Annotated in this window: 19 protein-coding genes; 7 read left to right on the plus strand and 12 right to left on the minus strand. The window is 61.0% G+C overall.

Features of this window, described 5'->3' with window-relative positions; genetic code table 11:
* Position 1 precedes the first annotated feature (1 nt).
* The gene (locus AC3WMV_RS21580) at positions 2 to 238 is read right to left on the minus strand and encodes a DUF2789 family protein (RefSeq protein WP_095666879.1); all 237 of its coding nucleotides are present in this window, start codon (positions 236 to 238) and stop codon (positions 2 to 4) included.
* Positions 239 to 285: 47 nt separating this feature from the next.
* Entirely contained in the window at positions 286 to 561 is a 276-nt protein-coding gene (locus AC3WMV_RS21585; protein WP_027612961.1) for a hypothetical protein, read from the minus strand.
* Between the two features lie 402 nt (positions 562 to 963).
* Here AC3WMV_RS21585 and AC3WMV_RS21590 point away from each other — a divergent pair, with 402 nt between their 5' ends.
* The 3 genes from AC3WMV_RS21590 to AC3WMV_RS21600 all read left to right on the plus strand — a co-directional run bounded on the left by AC3WMV_RS21590 (position 964) and on the right by AC3WMV_RS21600 (position 2,784).
* Complete coding sequence (locus tag AC3WMV_RS21590; protein ID WP_007966910.1) at positions 964 to 1,434, plus strand: hypothetical protein; 471 nt, start codon at positions 964 to 966, stop codon at positions 1,432 to 1,434.
* 8 nt (positions 1,435 to 1,442) lie between these two features.
* The gene (locus AC3WMV_RS21595) at positions 1,443 to 1,640 is read left to right on the plus strand and encodes a hypothetical protein (RefSeq protein ID WP_027612962.1); all 198 of its coding nucleotides are present in this window, start codon (positions 1,443 to 1,445) and stop codon (positions 1,638 to 1,640) included.
* 127 nt (positions 1,641 to 1,767) lie between these two features.
* On the plus strand, positions 1,768 to 2,784 hold the full coding sequence (locus AC3WMV_RS21600; RefSeq protein ID WP_103368873.1) for an ABC transporter substrate-binding protein: 1,017 nt from the start codon (positions 1,768 to 1,770) through the stop codon (positions 2,782 to 2,784).
* A 138-nt stretch (positions 2,785 to 2,922) separates the two neighbouring features.
* Here the strand turns inward: AC3WMV_RS21600 and AC3WMV_RS21605 are convergent, their stop codons facing one another.
* Both AC3WMV_RS21605 and AC3WMV_RS21610 read right to left on the minus strand, forming a co-directional pair.
* A complete protein-coding gene (locus tag AC3WMV_RS21605) occupies positions 2,923 to 5,055 on the minus strand; it encodes a TonB-dependent receptor (protein ID WP_103368872.1) in 2,133 nt (710 codons plus the stop codon).
* 92 nt (positions 5,056 to 5,147) lie between these two features.
* Positions 5,148 to 5,537 (minus strand): DUF2946 domain-containing protein, encoded by a 390-nt coding sequence (locus AC3WMV_RS21610; protein WP_097090306.1) that lies wholly within the window; start codon positions 5,535 to 5,537, stop codon positions 5,148 to 5,150.
* A 94-nt stretch (positions 5,538 to 5,631) separates the two neighbouring features.
* Here AC3WMV_RS21610 and AC3WMV_RS21615 point away from each other — a divergent pair, with 94 nt between their 5' ends.
* Positions 5,632 to 6,072, plus strand: coding sequence for a DUF3995 domain-containing protein (locus AC3WMV_RS21615; protein ID WP_103368871.1), 441 nt, complete (start codon positions 5,632 to 5,634; stop codon positions 6,070 to 6,072).
* A 116-nt stretch (positions 6,073 to 6,188) separates the two neighbouring features.
* Here the strand turns inward: AC3WMV_RS21615 and AC3WMV_RS21620 are convergent, their stop codons facing one another.
* The 7 genes from AC3WMV_RS21620 to AC3WMV_RS21650 all read right to left on the minus strand — a co-directional run bounded on the left by AC3WMV_RS21620 (position 6,189) and on the right by AC3WMV_RS21650 (position 13,371).
* Positions 6,189 to 6,551: a Na+/H+ antiporter subunit G gene (locus tag AC3WMV_RS21620; protein WP_095136490.1), complete on the minus strand. Its 363-nt coding sequence runs from the start codon at positions 6,549 to 6,551 to the stop codon at positions 6,189 to 6,191.
* On the minus strand, positions 6,548 to 6,826 hold the full coding sequence (locus AC3WMV_RS21625; RefSeq protein ID WP_003225959.1) for a K+/H+ antiporter subunit F: 279 nt from the start codon (positions 6,824 to 6,826) through the stop codon (positions 6,548 to 6,550). The genes AC3WMV_RS21620 and AC3WMV_RS21625 overlap by 4 nt, the downstream gene beginning before the upstream one ends.
* Positions 6,823 to 7,311 carry a Na+/H+ antiporter subunit E gene (locus AC3WMV_RS21630; protein ID WP_097090308.1) on the minus strand — a complete coding sequence of 163 codons (489 nt, stop codon included), beginning with the start codon at positions 7,309 to 7,311 and terminating at the stop codon, positions 6,823 to 6,825. Before AC3WMV_RS21630 ends, AC3WMV_RS21625 begins: the two co-directional genes overlap by 4 nt.
* A complete protein-coding gene (locus tag AC3WMV_RS21635) occupies positions 7,308 to 8,987 on the minus strand; it encodes a monovalent cation/H+ antiporter subunit D (RefSeq protein ID WP_096796381.1) in 1,680 nt (559 codons plus the stop codon). The genes AC3WMV_RS21630 and AC3WMV_RS21635 overlap by 4 nt, the downstream gene beginning before the upstream one ends.
* The gene (locus tag AC3WMV_RS21640) at positions 8,984 to 9,328 is read right to left on the minus strand and encodes a Na+/H+ antiporter subunit C (RefSeq protein ID WP_003225953.1); all 345 of its coding nucleotides are present in this window, start codon (positions 9,326 to 9,328) and stop codon (positions 8,984 to 8,986) included. The genes AC3WMV_RS21635 and AC3WMV_RS21640 overlap by 4 nt, the downstream gene beginning before the upstream one ends.
* Entirely contained in the window at positions 9,328 to 12,246 is a 2,919-nt protein-coding gene (locus AC3WMV_RS21645) for a monovalent cation/H+ antiporter subunit A (RefSeq protein ID WP_095136487.1), read from the minus strand. The genes AC3WMV_RS21640 and AC3WMV_RS21645 overlap by 1 nt, the downstream gene beginning before the upstream one ends.
* A 189-nt stretch (positions 12,247 to 12,435) precedes the next feature.
* Positions 12,436 to 13,371: a DMT family transporter gene (locus tag AC3WMV_RS21650; RefSeq protein ID WP_103368870.1), complete on the minus strand. Its 936-nt coding sequence runs from the start codon at positions 13,369 to 13,371 to the stop codon at positions 12,436 to 12,438.
* 85 nt (positions 13,372 to 13,456) lie between these two features.
* Between AC3WMV_RS21650 and AC3WMV_RS21655 the strand changes: the two genes are divergently transcribed.
* The 3 genes from AC3WMV_RS21655 to AC3WMV_RS21665 all read left to right on the plus strand — a co-directional run bounded on the left by AC3WMV_RS21655 (position 13,457) and on the right by AC3WMV_RS21665 (position 15,885).
* Positions 13,457 to 14,020: a helix-turn-helix domain-containing protein gene (locus tag AC3WMV_RS21655; RefSeq protein WP_103368869.1), complete on the plus strand. Its 564-nt coding sequence runs from the start codon at positions 13,457 to 13,459 to the stop codon at positions 14,018 to 14,020.
* A complete protein-coding gene (locus tag AC3WMV_RS21660; RefSeq protein WP_103368868.1) occupies positions 14,021 to 15,415 on the plus strand; it encodes an FAD/NAD(P)-binding protein in 1,395 nt (464 codons plus the stop codon).
* 134 nt (positions 15,416 to 15,549) lie between these two features.
* Entirely contained in the window at positions 15,550 to 15,885 is a 336-nt protein-coding gene (locus AC3WMV_RS21665; protein WP_096796386.1) for a hypothetical protein, read from the plus strand.
* Between the two features lie 122 nt (positions 15,886 to 16,007).
* On the opposite strand, the gene ppnN is transcribed toward AC3WMV_RS21665, so the two are convergent.
* Positions 16,008 to 17,381 carry a nucleotide 5'-monophosphate nucleosidase PpnN gene (gene ppnN / locus AC3WMV_RS21670; RefSeq protein WP_103368867.1) on the minus strand — a complete coding sequence of 458 codons (1,374 nt, stop codon included), beginning with the start codon at positions 17,379 to 17,381 and terminating at the stop codon, positions 16,008 to 16,010.
* Between the last annotated feature and the right edge of the window lie 52 nt (positions 17,382 to 17,433).

Consider the following 17,433-nt stretch of genomic DNA (forward strand, 5'->3'; position numbering starts at 1 on the left):
ATTAACGTCCGTCGTGCAGGCGTACGTTCAATTCATCGACCATCACCGCTTCTTCGCCGTCGGCGCGCAGCCACTCCTTCAGCAGTTGCGCCTGTTGCGGCGTCCAGAACTCGGCATCGATCAACTTGGTGTTGGCATCCAGCGGATGTGCTTCGATGAAATCGTCGATGGCCCCGTTTTCCGATGGCAGGCCCAGTTGGTCGAACAGGGTTTTCAGATCATATGCAGGCAGTTCCATCGTGTACTCCTTTTTGCGTGTGCCGGAATGGCGCTGTCGCTCGCTCTTTATCTGAGGCAGCCGTTGGACAAGAGTTCGATCCGTGATTCAAGCAAGCGGGCGAGGGCGCACGCTTCGTTGTGGTCTTCGCGGAAACCTCTTACACGACCGGTGGAAGATTCCTTGATATGAAAGAACGCGTTACCTGCCGGGACCACCTGAAATCGTGGGGTCTGAACGCTTTGTGCGTATTGCGCAAGTTCCGGCAAATCAGTGCCGTGCAGCACGAAAGGCGTATCCATGACTGGTTTGGAGGGCTGGGCAAAGTGAGTCAGAGTGCACATATGAAGTCCTTTTCATGAGATAGCCGACGGTTACAGGTCGGTTCGGGTAGTCGGAAGCAGCATCGCTGCTCTAGAATCGCCAGTGTCTGCTGGCGACAGGTGCCTATCTAAAGCAATTTTTTACCGGCGATATGTCGGAAAAGGGCTTTTTTTCGTCAGTTTTTTCCCTAAAGTTTGTAGTCAGTCTTCGTTGCGCTTCAATGAAGATTTTTCCTTCAAGGCCTGGCGAACATCGAGGCAAGTTTCTCGCCTGACTTTCCAGTAGTCTTGCGAACTTGTGATGTATGGGCGCTCCGCTTGTTTCAGGTGTACTGAAGTCATTCGGTAACAGCATCGGCCTGGCCGTTTTTTTGCCGTGCGCGTTTTGGCGCCGGGTACTTTTTCAGATGTGGGGATGTTTCTTTGGCAGTCAGTAACCTCGATATGCATGCTTTGTTCGTGTTGGGTGATTTGCGTGCAAAGCTGGTCAAGCTGTTCCAGTCGCGTTTTGTTTACATCACCGAACAGAACGCCGAAGGCATTTACGTGGCCGAGATCGACACCGAAAGTGCGTTGGTAGTCGATGATAAACCGGGGCTCAAGCTCAAGGTCGGTGATCATTTCAGTGCGGCCGTGCTGCCCAGCCGTGAAGGCGGCAAGATGGACATCCGCTTTCGCGAAATCAAACTGACGGTGTACGGCCTGGGCGACTACGCCTTTGTCGATACAGCGGACGGCCACGCGATCCTGTTCAAGGAAGGCCACAGCGTGGTGACGGTGTTTGCCGCGCACCAGCAACTGCAGGAAGGCCTGACCAAGACCCTGAAAGCCGTTACCGGTAAAGCGGCGAAGTGGCGCAAGGGCGAACTGATCACGTTCAAGGCCAGCGAGTGATCGGTGGTGTGAGTCGCGCCGACTTCCATTCGCAGAACCTCGACCGTGCGCGTGAGGAGGCCTTGCGCCTGTTCAACGCCAAAGCCGAATTGCAGGGTGCATGGCTGAACTGGGTGGCAGCGCAGATCTACACCTTGCGGCCTGCGGAATACGCCAGCATGGTCAGACGCGAGCTGCAAAGCTTGCAGGAAAAGTCTGAAACGTAACCTCGCCGGGATTGCGGCCCGGAAAAAGCAGGAACCTCGGCTACAGTCAGTTGACTGAGTATTCAGAGGCTTGCGGTCTTCTGCCAGGCCATCCTGCTATTGCTGTGAACAGCACGAGGTGCAAAGCATGAAAGGAATTCGACGGCTATTGGCCGCCAGCGTGGTTTCGTTCGGTGTGCTGACGGCCGCGCAGCCGGCAGCGGCGGCACAGGCACCGATTCATTTTGCCGATCTGAACTGGGAAAGCGGCAGCCTGATCACCGATGTCCTGCGGATCATCGTCGAGAAGGGCTATGGCCTGCCGACCGATACGCTGCCCGGCACCACCATCACCCTGGAGACCGCGCTGGCCAACAATGACATTCAGGTCATTGGCGAAGAGTGGGCCGGGCGCAGTCCGGTGTGGGTCAAGGCTGAAGCGGAGGGCAAGGTCGTCAGTCTCGGCGATACGGTCAAGGGTGCCACTGAAGGCTGGTGGGTGCCGGAGTACGTGATCAAGGGTGACCCGGCCAAGGGCATCAAGCCGCTGGCGCCGGACTTGCGCAGTGTCAGCGATCTGAAGAAATACAAGGACGTGTTCAAGGACCCGGAAAATCCGAGCAAGGGTCGGTTCCTCAACAGCCCGATCGGCTGGACCTCGGAAGTGGTGAACAAGCAGAAACTGACCGCTTACGGGCTGCTGGACGACTACACCAACTTCCGCAGTGGCTCGGGTGCGGCGCTGGATGCCGAGATCAGCTCTTCGATCCGTCGGGGCAAACCGGTGCTGTTCTATTACTGGTCGCCGACGCCATTGCTGGGCAAATTCAAACTGGTGCAGCTGGAAGAGCCACCGTTCGATGCCGAGGCGTGGAAGACCCTGACCGATGCCGATAACCCCAATCCGAAACCGACCCGTTCGCTGGCATCGAAGCTGTCGATCGGGGTGTCTACGCCGTTCCAGAAGCAGTATCCGCAGATTGCCGAATTCTTCAGCAAGGTGGATTTCCCGATCGAGCCGCTGAACAAGGCGTTGGCCGAGATGAGCGAGAAACACACCGCACCACGGCAGGCGGCTGAGGCCTTCATGAAGGCGCATCCGGAGGTGTGGCAGGCGTGGGTGCCGAAGGATGTGGCGGAGAAGGTGGCGGCTGATCTGAAATAAACGTTGAGATTGCTGGCCTCTTCGCGAGCAAGCCCGCTCCCACAATTGGAGCGCTCTGTCCTGTGGGAGCAGTCTCACTCCCACAATTGGAACGCGTTCTCCTGTGGGAGCGGGCTTGCTCGCGAAGCTTTCATGCTTTTAGAACTTCGTTTGCACCGCCAATTCAAAGGTGCGCGGCGTACCCAGATAGTAAGCCGGCGATACATGCGCAAACTCGGCATACACCTCGTTGGTCAGGTTGCGCACTCGGCCGGTGACGGTGGTGTGCGAGTCGACCTTGTAGCTGAGGAAGCTGCCGAACAGCGTGTACGACGGCACGGTCATGGTGTTCGCCGTGTCCGCATATACCGATGCCACATACCGCGCATCGACTCCACCTTGCCATTGCGGCGAGAAATCATAAGTCAGCCATAGATTGCCGACCCGATCCGGAACGTTGGTTGGCGTGTTGCCCTTGCGTGAGACCACCGCGCCGGCGGCGTTCTTTTCGGTGAAATCATCGTATTGCGCATCGACCCAGGCGAAGTTGCCTTCGGCCAACAGCTTGTCGGTAATCCGCAGGGAGCTGGCGATCTCGATGCCCTTTGAGGTTTGCTGACCTACCGGGATGCTGCTGGTAGGGTCCAGCGGGTCAGTCACGGCGAAGTCCTTGCGCTCAATGGTGTACGCGGCAACCGTCGCCGAGCCACGGCCGTTGAGGTAGTCGAACTTGCTGCCGATTTCCCATTGCTTGCCGGTGGAAACATCGAAGTCCTGCGTGCCGTTCGGTTGCTCGGCGGCAGTGCTGTATTGCACGTAGACGCTGGCGGATGGGATGAACTGGTAGGTCAGGCCGACGCGCCCGGTGACCGGCTCCCAGCTGCGCTTGAGGTGCTTGGGATTGGCGGCCGTCACGGTGCGATGGTTGGTCACGTCGAGGTCGATGTCGTCGTAACGCAGGCCAGTGAGCAACGCCAGTTTGTCGGTCAGTGCCAGGCGGTTTTCCACGAACAGCGCCTTGGTGGTGACCTCGTTGGTCTTGTCGCTGATCAGTGTCGGGTTGGTGCCGGGAATATCGTAGAAATGCCCCGGACGGTAGTTGTTCGGATCGACCGTGCTTGCGCCTTTGATATTCAGCGGCGAGTTGGTGGTCTGGTTGACCTTGTACTCGAAACCACCGGACCAAGTGGTGTCGAGGCCGAACAGGGTGTTGTCGTGGCGCAGCTCGAACTGGTTGCCGTTCTGCTCACCCTGATGGCGTACTTGATAGGCGGTGGAGCGGTTCACTGCGGTGTTGTCGGCGTTGTACTGATAGGTTTCGAGGTTGCGGTAGTCGCGTTGGCTGTCGAGGTGATACAGCGTATTGCGCAGAGTGGTGCTGTCGTTGATCCGGTAATCGATGATCGAACGCACCCAGATCGTGCGCTGTTCGTAGCGCCCGTCCTCGACGTTGTAGTTGTTGAAGCGGTTGTGTTTGTCGATCTTCAACTCGCCGGCCTTGGGGTTGAGCACCGGCGTGCCCCAGTAGGGGCTGTCTTCGTGTTCATCCTGATATTCCAGGGCCAGGGTGTGCGACAGATCCGGCGTGAGGTCGCTGAGCAACGAGAACGCCACGCTCCAGGCATCGCGCTCCTGACGGTCGATGTAGCCGTTGCTGGTGTTGTGGCTGACATCGAGCCGCGCGTAGTGCTGCACGTCGGCGCTCGGGTCGGTCAGCGCATGGTTGAGGCCGAACGCGGTTTCGGTGGTGTCGTAACTGCCGTAGCTGACGCGACCTTCGGCGGCTTGTTCGTCGCGGGTCGCCAGTTTGGTCACATAGTTCAGCGAGCCGCCGACCGAGCCTGCGCCGTTGATCAGTGACGAAGGCCCGCCCACCAGTTCGACTCGATCATAGATCCACGCATCCACCGGTCGGGCGAGACCGCCGGAGACGTTGATGCCATTGAACATCTGGGTGATCTGGCTACTGGTAAAACCACGGTAGGAGACGAATCCGCCAAAGCCCGGTGGTGCGCTGGCATTGACCCCGGGCAGGGTGTTGGCGGCGTCCTGAAAGTTCTGCGCGTCGTGGCGTTCGATGTCGTTGCGGTTGGCGACGGCAACTGACGCAGGTGTGTCGCGCACGCTGAGACCGAGGCGCGAGGCCATGCCGCTGGATTGATCGAGGCTCAGGCCTGGTTCGCTGGTGGATTCGCCGTCGATGGTGATCGGCGCCAGGTCTACGGTGGATTGCGCCCAGGCGTTAAGGGACAGGCAGCCGCACAGGCTGGCCAGCAGAGGAATATGTTTCATCGTTGAATCCTGAATGCTTGTCTGGGAATCAGCGCACAGGCAAACGCCGCGCGTTGGCGCAGTGGGCTGAAAAATCAAAAAGGCAAAGACACTCAGGCGAGCGGTGGGGCGCGAGGATTGGCCGAAGGCCAGGTGAAGCGGGCAGGGAGGTCGGCGCTGACGATGGGCGCAAGCGGCGGGCTGTGTTGCTCGGGCAGCACCGCGAGGGTCAGGCTGGAGTTGAACGCCGGGCCCATGCCGCCGCCGACCGAGCACAGCGGGCAGCCAAACGCCTTGGACAGGGTCGGCAATTGTTCTTCGCCGGGATTGCTGGTCAGTGGCGCTTGGGTGGCCGGGTCGACCGTACAGAACTGGCCGCCGATGCCGTTGAGCTGCATCCCGACCATTTGCCCGTGACCGATGCTGCAGGCGAACACGTTGAACAGGACGCAGCAATAAAGCATCCAGGCCAGCAGTGAGCGATCGGAACGGGTGAATTTCATGGGGCGGCACTTTACCGTACCGCTGATCGGTCGTGCACTTCAAAAAATGCCGACTAGGATGTTTTGTTCAAATCCCTCGAAAGGATTCTCGACCATGACCTTTGTGTTGGCTCAATGGCTGGTGACGATATTTGCGGCAATCAGCCTGGTACACGTGTATTGGGCGCTGGGTGGGCAGTGGGCGGCGGTGGCGGCGGTACCGCAAGTGCCGGTGCGAGGACTGGTGGCGACGGTGCGACCGGCGTTCAAACCGTCAGGCTGGATTACCTTGCTGGTAGCGGCAGCATTATTGGTGATTGCCGCGCTGGTGTGCATCCGGGTCGGCTGGGGCATGCCGGCGGTGCATCACAAAGCGTTGCAATGGGTGATCAGTGCGATTGCGTTATTGATGTTCGCCCGGGCGATCGGCGATTCGAATCTGGTGGGGTTTTTCAAGGAAGTGAAGGGGTCGCGGTTTGCGCGGCTGGATACCTGGGTGTATTCGCCGCTGTGTCTGGTGTTGGGGGCGGGGTTGTTGGCGGTGGCTTGGGTCTGAGGTTTGAGGTGATCTGGAGATTGCTATCGCGAGCAGGCTCACTCCTACATTTGGAATGCGTTCCCCTGTAGGAGTGAGCCTGCTCGCGATGGCGTCATTGCAGACTATATAAAACTTCAACTACCACTCTCGGTCCTGCGGCTACTCACCTCAGCCGGCACATCATCCCCGGCCATGCGCTTGCGGAACAACGCCGCCCGCGCCAGCAGCAGGGTGGTCACCGGCACGGTGATCGCCAACAGAATCGGAATCAGCCAGGCATGCATCACTGGCCCGGACTTGAGTGCAGAAAAACAGATGATCGAAGCCAGCGCCACGCACCACGCGCCCAGTGTCGAGGCCAGCGCCGGCGGGTGCATGCGTTGGAAGTAATCTTTCATGCGCAGCAATCCGGTCGCGCCGATCAGCGCAAACACCCCGCTGAGCACCAGCAGGATCGCGACCGGAATCTCCACCCACAATGACAATTCAGCAGTCATTCGATCACCTCGCCACGCAGCAGGAATTTCGCCAAGGCAAACGAGCCGACGAAGCCGAACAGCGCGATCAGCAGCGCCGCCTCGAAGTAAGTGTCACTGGAATAACGAATGCCCAGGGTCAGCATCATCAGCATGGCGACGATGTACAGGTAATCCAGCGCGAGTACCCGATCCTGTGCCGACGGCCCCTTGAACAGGCGAATCAGGGTCAGGACCATCGCCAGTGAAAACAGGAACAGCGTCAGCAGAATCGCGTTCGACAGCAACGGGCTCATTCGAAAATCTCCATCAACGGCTGCTCGTAGGCAGTCTTGAAGTGGTGGATGAAGTGCGCCTCGTCATCCAGATCCCAAACATGCAGCAGCAGAATGCTGCGATCCAGCGCCAGCTCCGACCACACGGTGCCCGGCACCACGGTGCAGATCATCGCCAGCGCCGCCAGACCGTTGGCGTCGCGCAGGTCCAGCGGCACTTTGACGAAGCCTGAGCGCGGCGGGCGGCGACCGGCGTTGAGCACGCCCCAGGCGACGATTAGATTGGAGAGGATCACGTCACGACCGACCATCACGAACAGGCGCAAAATCGTCAGCGGACGGCGGATGCGCACCTGTTTCGGGCGCAGCTTGCGCATCATCAATGGTGCGGCGAACCCGAGGATTGCACCGAGCAGCAGGTTGCCCGGGCTGACGGAGAGGTTCAGCGTCAGCCACAAAACCCACAACGCCAGTGACAGCAATGGTGCCGGAAATACGCGCTTCATGGCTGCACCTCCAGCATCGCCGCTTTGGCTTCAGGGCTGGGAACGGCGCGGGTGCCGAGCACCGCCATCACGTATTGCTGCGGGTTGTTCAGCGCGTCGGCGGTGGCCTGGGTGTAACGCAGCAGCGGCTCGGCCTTGAAGGTCAGCGCGATACTCAATCCCAGCAGCAGGAAGATCGGCGCGCATTCAAGCTTGCGCAGCAGCGGCGACGGGCGCTCCTCGGGCGTCCAGAAACGCTGGATGCCCATGCGCGCGAATGCCATCAACGAGGCCAGTCCGGAGAGGATCAGCAGCGCCAGCAACGCCCAGGCCGCGTTGGAGATCGGCGCCTCGCCGCCCAGCCCCAGCGGATTAAGCAGCGCACCGATCAGGTTGAGCTTGCCGATGAACCCCGACAGCGGCGGCATGCCGATGATCAACAACGCGCAGGCAATGAAACTCAAGCCGAGAAACGCCATGGTCCACGGGATGACCTGACCGACCACGGCTTTTTGCTCGTCATCAAGGTTGATGCCCTTGGGCGGTTGCAGGGATTCCTGCGGACGCGGCAGCAACTCGCTTTCGTCCTCCAGCGGGATTTCGTTGGCCGAACGCGAACGCTCGATCAACTCCGCCAGCAGGAACAGCGCACTCAATGCCAGGGTCGAGCTGACCAGATAGAACAGCGCTGCGCCGATCAGGTTTGGCTGGGCGAAACCCACCGCCGACAGCAGAATCCCGGCCGACACCAGAATGCTCAGGCTGGCCATGCGCTCCAGGCGTTGCGCGGCGAGAATCGCCAGCGCCGCGCAGGCGATGGTCGCCATGCCGCCGTAGATCAGCCAATCGCCACCGAAAAACGCCGAAGCCCCGGCTTGCCCGGAGAACAGCAGCGTCCACAGACGCAGCAGGGTATAGACGCCGACCTTGGTCATGATCGCGAACATCGCCGCCACCGGCGCACTGGCCGAGGAGTAGGCCGGCACCAGCCAGAAGTTTAGCGGCCACATGCCGGCCTTGGCCAGGAATGCCACCGCAAGAATCCCCGCACCGGCGTGCAGCAAGCCACGGTCGGCTTCCGGCACCAGCGGGATCTTCAGCGCCAGATCGGCCATGTTCAGGGTGCCGGTGACGCCGTAGATCAGCGCCGCGCCAATCAGGAACAGCGACGAGGCCAGCAGATTGATCGAGATGTAATGCAGCCCCGACGACACCCGCGCCCGACCCGAACCGTGCAGCAACAGGCCATAAGAGGCGGCGAGCAGCACTTCAAAGAACACGAACAGGTTGAACAGGTCGGCGGTGAGGAAGGCGCCATACAGGCCCATCAGCTGAATCTGGAACAAAGCGTGGAAGCTCGATCCCGCGCCGTCCCAACGCGCCATGGCGAACAACAGGGCGCTGACGCCGATGATCCCGGTCAACACCAGCATCAAGGCCGAGAGGCGATCAACCACCAGCACGATGCCGAACGGCGCCTGCCAGTTGCCCGGCAGGTACACGCCGATGGAACCGGGCACGCCGGTGGTTTGCGTCCACTGCAGCAGCATCACCGAAATGAACAGGCCGACGAGGCTGGAGAACAGATTGATTTTCGCCTTCAGCGGTCGGTGCTTTTCGCCGAGCATCAACATGATGGCGGCGGTCAGCAGCGGCAGCAGGATCGGTGCGGCGATCAGGTGAGTCATCGCCATCATTCCTTGGGCTCCCGGCCGTCGACGTGGTCGGTGCCGGTCAGGCCCCGCGACGCCAGCAGCACCACCAGAAACAGCGCGGTCATGGCGAAGCTGATGACGATCGCGGTCAGCACCAGTGCCTGCGGCAGCGGATCGGTGTAGTGCAGCAGGTCCTGGGTCACGCCGTCCTTGATCACCGGCTCTTTACCGATGAACAGGCTGCCCATGCTGAAGATGAACAGGTTGACCGCGTAGGACAGCAGGCACAGGCCCATGACCACCTGAAACGTCCGTGGTCGCAACACCAGCCAGACCCCGGAGGCGGCGAGCACGCCGATGGCGATTGCGATGACTTCTTCCATCAGACGGCTCCTTTGCTGGCGACGGACTTGGGCAGCGACGCGGTCTTGTGACCCCGCACCGATTGGTGGGCGAGGGCGGTGAGGATCAGCAGCGTCGAGCCGACCACCACGGCGTACACGCCGATATCGAAGAACAGCGCGCTGGCGATATGGATCTCGCCCAGCAGCGGCAAGGCGAAATGCCAGGTGTGGGTGGTCAGGAACGGATAACCAACCGCCATCGCCCCGAGACCGGTGGCGGTGGCGAACAGCAGCCCGGTGCCCATCCAGCGCAGCGGTCGCAGGCTCATTTGCGCCTCGACCCACTGCGTGCCGGCGACCATGTATTGCAGGATGAACGCCACCGACATCACCAGTCCGGCGACGAAACCGCCGCCCGGCTGGTTGTGACCGCGCATGAACAGGTAGCACGACACCACCAGCGCAATCGGCAGCAACAGGCGCACCAGCACCGCCGGCACCATCATGAAGCCGAGCGCGGTGTCGCTGGCGCTGCGCGGGTTGACCAGATCGGTGACCACGTCCGGCGCGAGCAGGCGTTGCTGGGCCGGCAGTTGCAGGCTTTCTTTCGGCGGGCGGAAGCGTCGCAGCAGGGCGAACACGGTCAGCGCCACGGCCACCAGCACGGTGATTTCACCGAGGGTGTCGAAGCCGCGGAAGTCCACCAGCATCACGTTGACCACGTTGCTGCCACCACCCTCGGGCATGGCGCGACTGAGGTAGAACGAGGAAATGTCGTTGGGCGTTTGCCGCGTCAGCATCGCGTAGGACAGCAGCGCCATGCCGGCGCCGACGGCAATCGACAGCAGCAAGTCGCGCAAGCGGCGCACGCGGGCCTTGCGCAGGCTCGACGGCAGTGGCGAGACTTCTTCGATGCGTCGCGGCAGCCAGCGCAGACCGAGCAGGATCAGCACCGTGGTCACCACTTCCACCGCCAGTTGCGTCAGGGCCAGATCCGGCGCCGAGAACCAGACGAAGGTCACGCAGGTCATCAACCCGCAGACGCTGACCATGGTCAGGGCGGCGAGACGGTGATACTTGGCCTGCCATGCGGCGCCGAGCGCGCAGGCGATTGCCAGCAGCCACAGGGTGACGAACACGATCGAACCCGGAATCTTCGGCCGGTCGCCCCAGCTCAGGCTGCTGTGCAACATCGGGATCAGGCCGGCGAGCACTGCCGCCAAGACCATCAGGAACAGTTGCATTTGCAGGCGGCGGGTGCCGAGTCGGCGTTCGACCCGACGGGCCATGCGCATCATCAGCACCAGACTGCGCTCGAACAGGCGCTTGCCGTTGAAGCGACCCACCAGCGGCGGGTATTTGAAGCGGCCCCGCTTGAGCTGGTTGCGCAGCAGCAGATAGACCACGATGCCGCCGGACATGGCGATCAGGCTCATGATCATCGGCGCGTTCAGACCGTGCCAGATCGCCAGGCTGTATTCCGGCAGCGTCCCGCCCACCACCGGCAGCGCGGCAGCCGCGAGCAGCGGGCCGACCACTTGCGCCGGGAAGATCCCGACGACCAGACAGGTGAACACCAGCAGCTCGACTGGCGCACGCATCCAGCGCGGCGGTTCGTGCGGGGTGTGCGGCAGGTCGGTGGCGGTAGGGCCGAAAAACACGTCGACGGTAAAGCGCAGCGAGTACGCGACGCTGAAGGTACCGGCGATGGTCGCGACAATCGGCAACGCTGCTTCGACCCACGCAGTGGCGTTGATGAACACGGTTTCGGCGAAGAACATTTCTTTCGACAGGAAGCCGTTGAGCAGTGGTACGCCGGCCATCGACGCGCTGGCGACCATGGCCAATGTCGCGGTGAACGGAATCAGTTTGATCAGGCCGCTGAGTTTGCGGATGTCACGGGTACCGCTTTCGTGGTCGATGATGCCCGCGGCCATGAACAGCGAGGCCTTGAAGGTCGCGTGGTTGAGAATGTGGAACACCGCGGCAACAGCTGCCAGCGGACTGTTCAGGCCCAGCAGCAAGGTGATCAGGCCCAGATGGCTGATGGTCGAGTAGGCCAGCAGGCCCTTGAGATCGTTCTGGAACATCGCGCAGTAGGCGCCGAGCAACAACGTACACGCACCGGCGCCGCTGACGATGTAGAACCATTCTTCACTGCCGGACAATGACGGCCACAGACGCGCAAGCAGAAACACTCCAGCCTTGACCATGGTCGCCGAGTGCAGATAGGCCGAAACCGGAGTGGGCGCCGCCATGGCGTGCGGTAGCCAGAAATGGAAGGGGAACTGGGCGCTTTTGCTTAGGGCGCCAATGAGGATGAGGGGAAGCAGGATAGGGTAGAGGGCATGTGCGCGAATCTGATCGCCGGCGGCCAGGACCTTGTCCAGGTCATAGCTGCCGACGACATGGCCGAGGATCATGACCCCCGCCAGCAGGCATAGTCCCCCGGCACCGGTGACCATCAGCGCCATGTAAGCGCCACGTCGGGCATCGGAGCGGTGGTGCCAGTAGCCGATCAACAGGAACGAGAAGAGGCTGGTCAGCTCCCAGAAGAACACGATCTGGATCAGGTTGCCGGAGATCACCAGCCCGAGCATGGCGCCCATGAACGCCAGGAAAAAGGCGAAGAAGCGCGGCACCGGGTCGTCCGGCGACATGTAATAACGCGCATATAAAGAGACCAGGGCCCCGATGCCCAGCACCAGCAACGAGAACAACCAGGCGAAGCCGTCCATGCGCAGGACGAAATTCAAACCGAGGCTGGGCAGCCACATGAATTCTTCGCGGATCACCCCGCCGTGGGCGATTTGCGGATACAACAACGCGACCTGCACGGTGCCGATCAGAGCGACCAGACCTGCCAACAGGGATTCGGTATTACGCGCGTTGTGTGGCAGCACCGCTGCCAGACAGCTGCCAATGAATGGCAGAAGCAGTAGAACTATCAGGGACATAGGCTTCTAATCTGCGGAAGTTTGTGAAGCATCATACGTGCCAGCTCCCTGATTACCAAACGCCAGGATGTCTCAGAATCCTACAAAGTAGTCTGGAATTTTCTGTTTGGCATTGTTTCAGGTAGATGGATATTGCTTGGAATGGCCTGCTCGCGATAGCTACGGTTCAGGCACTAAAGATATTGCGGATTAACCTTGGGGCTCCCGCTCCAGCTCAGCGTCTTCTTCGACAACCTTACCCTTGGTCTTCAGCTCGCTGACAATCACCGCCGCCACGATCAACCCTGCGCCCACCAAGGCAATCGCCGGCAAGCGCTCCCCGGCAAGCCGCCCGACGATCCCGGCCCACACCGGCTCACCGGCATAGATCAACGTCGCCCGGGTCGGCGAAACGCTTTTCTGCGCCCAGTTCATCGCCACCTGAATTGCCGCACTCGCCGCACCGAGACCCAGCGCGGTCACCAGCAAGGTCCAGGAAAAATCCGGAAGCGTTTCACCGGTCGGCACCACCAGCAGGAACGACAGCACCGAGGTCGCCGCCAGTTGCACCACGGTCACCCGGCGTACATCGACTTGACCGGCATAGGTGCTGATCAAAATGATCTCGGCGGCTATCGCGATGGCGCTGATCAGCGTGGCGATTTCGCCGGGGCTGAAGTTCAGCGCGGCCCCGGACGGCCCGGACAACAGCATCAAACCGGTAAACGCCAGCATGATGCCAATGCTCGGCATCAACCCCGGCCGACGGCCCAGCACCAGCCATTGCAGCAACGGCACGAAGGGCACGTACAGTGCGGTGATGAATGCCGACTGACTGCTCGGGATCGTTTGCAGACCAACCGTCTGCAAGCCATAACCGAGCATGATCGCCACGCCGATGAACGATCCGGCCTTGATCTCGAACAGGGTCAGTTCACGCAAGTGGCGCCAGGAGAACAGCGCAACAATGGCGGCCGCAGCGGCAAAGCGCAGGCCGACAAAGAACATCGGGCCGCTGACGGTCATTGCGTGGTGCACCAGCAGAAACGTACCGCCCCAGACCATGGTGATCAGCACCAGCACGCACTCGGCCTTGCTGAAACGGGAGAAGCGAAGAGGCGTAGGGGAGCTGTTCACTGACGTCATGTCCTTGCGCACTATAAAAGGCAGGACGCACAATGCGCCCAACGTTGCGCAGTATACTGCCCAACCCCACCGAGTGAGCAATATAGTGCACAAAGATTCCAGCCAACGGGCGTCCGTCCTGCAACACGTCAGTCACAACGTCCGGCGCCTGCGCCACGCTGCCGACATGAGCCAGACCGCGCTGGCGGAAAAGTCCGGCGTCAGTCGGCGCATGCTGGTGGCGATCGAGGCCGGGGAAAAGAATGTCAGCCTGACCACTCTCGATCGCGTTGCCGAAGCGCTCGACGTGGCCTTCAGCGACCTGATCCAGGCCCCAGACGCACGCGATACCAGCCGCATCAACGAGGTGGCGTGGGCCGGGGTGATTCCCGGGAGCAAAGCGGTACTGCTATCCAAGGCCACCGCCACCCGTGAAGTCGAACAGTGGGAATGGTGTCTGCAACCGGGGGAGGTCTATCCGTCGCAACCCGACGCCGATGGCTGGAGCGAGCAGATTTATGTGTTCGAAGGTTGCCTGACGCTAACGGTGGGTGATGTGACCAATACCATTGCGAGCGGCGAGTTTTTCATGTTTGCCAGCAACCAGCCCCATGGCTATCGCAATGACGGGCCGGTGGCGGTGCGCTTTGTGCGCAATGTGGTGATTTGAATGAGTCAGAACGCAGACATCCTGATCATCGGCGGTGGCCTCAGCGGCACGATGCTGGCCGTGCAATTGCTGCGACTGCCCGGCCAGCGTCGGATCCTGATCATCGAACCGCGCGCCGAACTCGGTCGCGGTGAAGCTTACAGCGCCGTTGAACTGGGCCACACGCTCAACGGCAATGCGGCGCGCATGAGTGTCGACCCCGATAACCCCGATGACCTGACTCAATGGCTGACCGCGCACATCGCTGCCGGTGGCTGGCCGGAATCTGCCGAGCAGAATGTGCCAATCAGTGAGCTGTTCCCTCCACGCGGGCTGTTTGGCGTGTATGTGCAGCAGCGTCTGGCCGAGGCGCGCGTCGTTGGTGCGCAGCATGGTTCGACCGTCGAGCACGTTCGCGCTGAAGTCGTCGATCTGCAAACTGATGCGGATTCGGTGCAAATGAGCTTGAGCAATGGGCAGACTCTGCGCGGCGCCTATGCCGTGCTCGCCACGGGCATGTTCCCCGCCGCACGCACGCCGCAGAAAGAGTCCAGCGGCCTGAATGCCGCAGCGCTTGATCCGTGGGATGTCGCCGCCATGCGTCAGCTCGATCCGCAGTCAACCGTGCTGATCATCGGTTCCGGCCTGACCATGGTCGATGCAGTGGTTTCGCTGGAGCAGGCCGGGCATCGCGGGCCGATCGAAGTGTTTTCCCGTCACGGACTGTTGCCCCATGTGCGTCGGCAACCGCCGGCGTGGGTGGATTTTCTTGCCGAAGATCAGAGCATTCGCACACCTCGACAGTTGTTGCGTGAGCTGCGCAGGCATTGCCGCGAGGCGATCGCTCAGGGCATCGATTGGCAGGCGCCGCTGGACACGGTGCGGGCCCATATCGGACGGCTGTGGAGTCAGGCGACTGACGTGCAGCGTCGACAATTCGTACGCCATGTGCGGCCGTGGTGGGAGAGTCATCATCACCGGTCGCCGCCGCTGAGTGCCCAATTGGTCGAGCGGTTGCAGGGCGAAGGGCGGTTGCGGATTCAGGCAGCGTCGTTCAAAGGGTTAGAGCCTGGCGCGGAGGGCGGCGTGAGCATTCGCATTCGTCGCCGTGGTGAAGCTGAAACCTGCTTAGTTCATGGCGCAGCGCTGATTAATTCCAGCGGCATTGAATATGACTGGCGTCGGGTCGCGCGGCCATTGCCGCAGCAGTTGTTGGCGCGCGGACTGGTGCGGTCGGGGCCGTTGGCGTTGGGGATCGCGGCTGCGATTGATGGTGCGGTGCTGAACGAACACGGGCAGGTAGCGAACCGGCTGTTCGCCATGGGCCCTCCGTTGCGAGGGATGTGGTGGGAGAGTACGGCGGTGACGGATGTGGCGTCACAGGCGAAGGCGTTGGCTCTGAGGCTGGTGCGGTGAAGTCGAGGTTGCCGTTGGTCGGAATAAAGGCCCCGCCTGTAATTTCTGACAGTTGTGGACCTCCGGCGGCAGGGTCCTAATGGCTACGCAGCGATACCTTCGCGTGCTCAACCTGTTTTTAGAGGAATAAAGAAATGGCTAAGAATCTTGAACAACTTGTAATCAAAGAAGCTGTAGGCGGCATCGTAAAAATGACCGATGTCCCTGAGGGTGCTACTGCACAGATCCCGCCGGGTTTTTTGGCGGAGAGTGATCACATTCCATTTTTCGTTCAGGTTATTTTAGATGGCACGTGGATCGGTGAAAGATTTTCCGGTACCACTCCTTATTCGGAGACTATCGAGATAAAAGTACCTCGCGAAGACTTGCTAGAACATGCAGGCCCGCAGGGCGCTAAGTTTGCCTATGTGGTGAATTTGGGCGGAAATGAAGTGGACGCACCTTTTACGGAGTACAAAATTATTCATTAGGTTAGAGGTCTGTCGGGAAAATCCATTGGCATCCGGCGTTTAGGGCGCCGCATGTCAATGGAAGTCTTGCTTTGATCGCTGGCAAGACAGCTCCCAAGGTTTTGGGTGTGCCTGAACGTGAGTTACGCCACCACCCTATAGCACGGCACATACGCCGCGCCGCCCGGCAGTTTCATCCGGTGCTGGGCGACGAAGGCTTTGAGCAGCGAATCGAGCGGTTGCATGATCGCCGCGTCACCACGGATCTGGTACGGCCCGTGCTCTTCGATCAAGCGGATGCCCTTGTCCTTGACGTTGCCGGCGACGATCCCGGAGAACGCGCGGCGCAGGTTGGCCGCCAGTTCGTGGGGCGGCTGGCCGCGGTGCAGCTTGAGGTTGGCCATGTTCTCGTGGGTCGGATCGAACGGGCGCTGGAAGCTTTCGTCGATCTTCAGCAGCCAGTTGAAGTGGAACGCGTCGTTGCGCTCGCGGCGGAACTGCTTCACCGCTTTGAGGCCGGCGGTCATCTGCCGCGCGACTTCGGCCGGGTCGTCGATGATGATCTCGTAGTGCTGCTTCGCCGCATCGCCGAGGGTGGCGGTGACGAAGGCATCAAGCTGTTCCAGATACGGCGCGGCATGTTTCGGCCCGGTCAGGATCACCGGGAACGGCAGGCCGGCGTTGTCCGGGTGCATCAGGATACCCAGCAGGTACAGGAACTCTTCGGCGGTGCCAGCGCCGCCCGGGAAGATGATGATGCCGTGGCCAACACGCACGAACGCTTCCAGACGTTTTTCGATGTCCGGCAAGATCACCAGCTCATTGACGATCGGGTTCGGCGCTTCGGCGGCGATGATCCCCGGCTCGGTCAGGCCGAGGTAGCGCCCACCGTGGATGCGCTGCTTGGCGTGGGCGATGGTCGCGCCCTTCATCGGGCCTTTCATCACGCCGGGGCCGCAACCGGTGCAGATGTCGAGGCTGCGCAGGCCCAGTTCGTGGCCGACTTTCTTGGTGTATTTGTATTCTTCGGTGTTGATCGAGTGACCGCCCCAGCACACGACGATTTTCGGTTCCACACCCGGACGCAGGGTGCGCGCGTTGCGCAGCAGGTGGAACACGTAGTCGCTGATGCCTTGCGAGGTGCTGAGGTCGATGCGTTGGCTGTCGAGTTCGTTTTCGGTGTAGACGATGTCACGCAGGGCGCTGAACAGCATCTCGCGGGTGCTGGCGATCATTTCGCCGTCGACGAACGCGTCGGCCGGGGCGTTCAGCAGTTCGAGGCGCACGCCGCGATCCTGCTGGTGAATGCGGATTTCGAAGTCCTTGTAGGCTTCGAGGATGGTCTTGGCGTTGTCGACATGCGCGCCGGTATTGAGGATGGCCAGGGCGCACTGGCGGAAGAGGGTGTAGGTGCTGCCGGATCCGGCTTCGCTCAGTTGCTGAACTTCACGTTGAGAAAGAGTTTCCAGGCTGCCTTTCGGGCTGACCGAGGCATTGATTACGTGTCGTTGGGTCATGCAATGATCCTTAAAACGATGTCATCCCTGAACCAGGCGGATGGCATCCGAA

The sequence above is a fragment of the Pseudomonas sp. FW305-3-2-15-E-TSA4 genome (genome assembly GCF_058787295.1).

What these genes read in the sequence shown, in the direction of transcription:
- AC3WMV_RS21580 (WP_095666879.1), bottom strand. Translation starts at nt 238, where the DNA reads ATGGAACTGCCTGCATATGATCTGAAAACCCTGTTCGACCAACTGGGC.
- AC3WMV_RS21585 (WP_027612961.1), bottom strand. Translation starts at nt 561, where the DNA reads ATGTGCACTCTGACTCACTTTGCCCAGCCCTCCAAACCAGTCATGGAT.
- AC3WMV_RS21600 (WP_103368873.1), top strand. Translation starts at nt 1,768, where the DNA reads ATGAAAGGAATTCGACGGCTATTGGCCGCCAGCGTGGTTTCGTTCGGT.
- AC3WMV_RS21605 (WP_103368872.1), bottom strand. Translation starts at nt 5,055, where the DNA reads ATGAAACATATTCCTCTGCTGGCCAGCCTGTGCGGCTGCCTGTCCCTT.
- AC3WMV_RS21610 (WP_097090306.1), bottom strand. Translation starts at nt 5,537, where the DNA reads ATGAAATTCACCCGTTCCGATCGCTCACTGCTGGCCTGGATGCTTTAT.
- AC3WMV_RS21615 (WP_103368871.1), top strand. Translation starts at nt 5,632, where the DNA reads ATGACCTTTGTGTTGGCTCAATGGCTGGTGACGATATTTGCGGCAATC.
- AC3WMV_RS21620 (WP_095136490.1), bottom strand. Translation starts at nt 6,551, where the DNA reads ATGACTGCTGAATTGTCATTGTGGGTGGAGATTCCGGTCGCGATCCTG.
- AC3WMV_RS21625 (WP_003225959.1), bottom strand. Translation starts at nt 6,826, where the DNA reads ATGAGCCCGTTGCTGTCGAACGCGATTCTGCTGACGCTGTTCCTGTTT.
- AC3WMV_RS21630 (WP_097090308.1), bottom strand. Translation starts at nt 7,311, where the DNA reads ATGAAGCGCGTATTTCCGGCACCATTGCTGTCACTGGCGTTGTGGGTT.
- AC3WMV_RS21635 (WP_096796381.1), bottom strand. Translation starts at nt 8,987, where the DNA reads ATGATGGCGATGACTCACCTGATCGCCGCACCGATCCTGCTGCCGCTG.
- AC3WMV_RS21640 (WP_003225953.1), bottom strand. Translation starts at nt 9,328, where the DNA reads ATGGAAGAAGTCATCGCAATCGCCATCGGCGTGCTCGCCGCCTCCGGG.
- AC3WMV_RS21645 (WP_095136487.1), bottom strand. Translation starts at nt 12,246, where the DNA reads ATGTCCCTGATAGTTCTACTGCTTCTGCCATTCATTGGCAGCTGTCTG.
- AC3WMV_RS21650 (WP_103368870.1), bottom strand. Translation starts at nt 13,371, where the DNA reads ATGACGTCAGTGAACAGCTCCCCTACGCCTCTTCGCTTCTCCCGTTTC.
- AC3WMV_RS21660 (WP_103368868.1), top strand. Translation starts at nt 14,021, where the DNA reads ATGAGTCAGAACGCAGACATCCTGATCATCGGCGGTGGCCTCAGCGGC.
- AC3WMV_RS21665 (WP_096796386.1), top strand. Translation starts at nt 15,550, where the DNA reads ATGGCTAAGAATCTTGAACAACTTGTAATCAAAGAAGCTGTAGGCGGC.
- ppnN (WP_103368867.1), bottom strand. Translation starts at nt 17,381, where the DNA reads ATGACCCAACGACACGTAATCAATGCCTCGGTCAGCCCGAAAGGCAGC.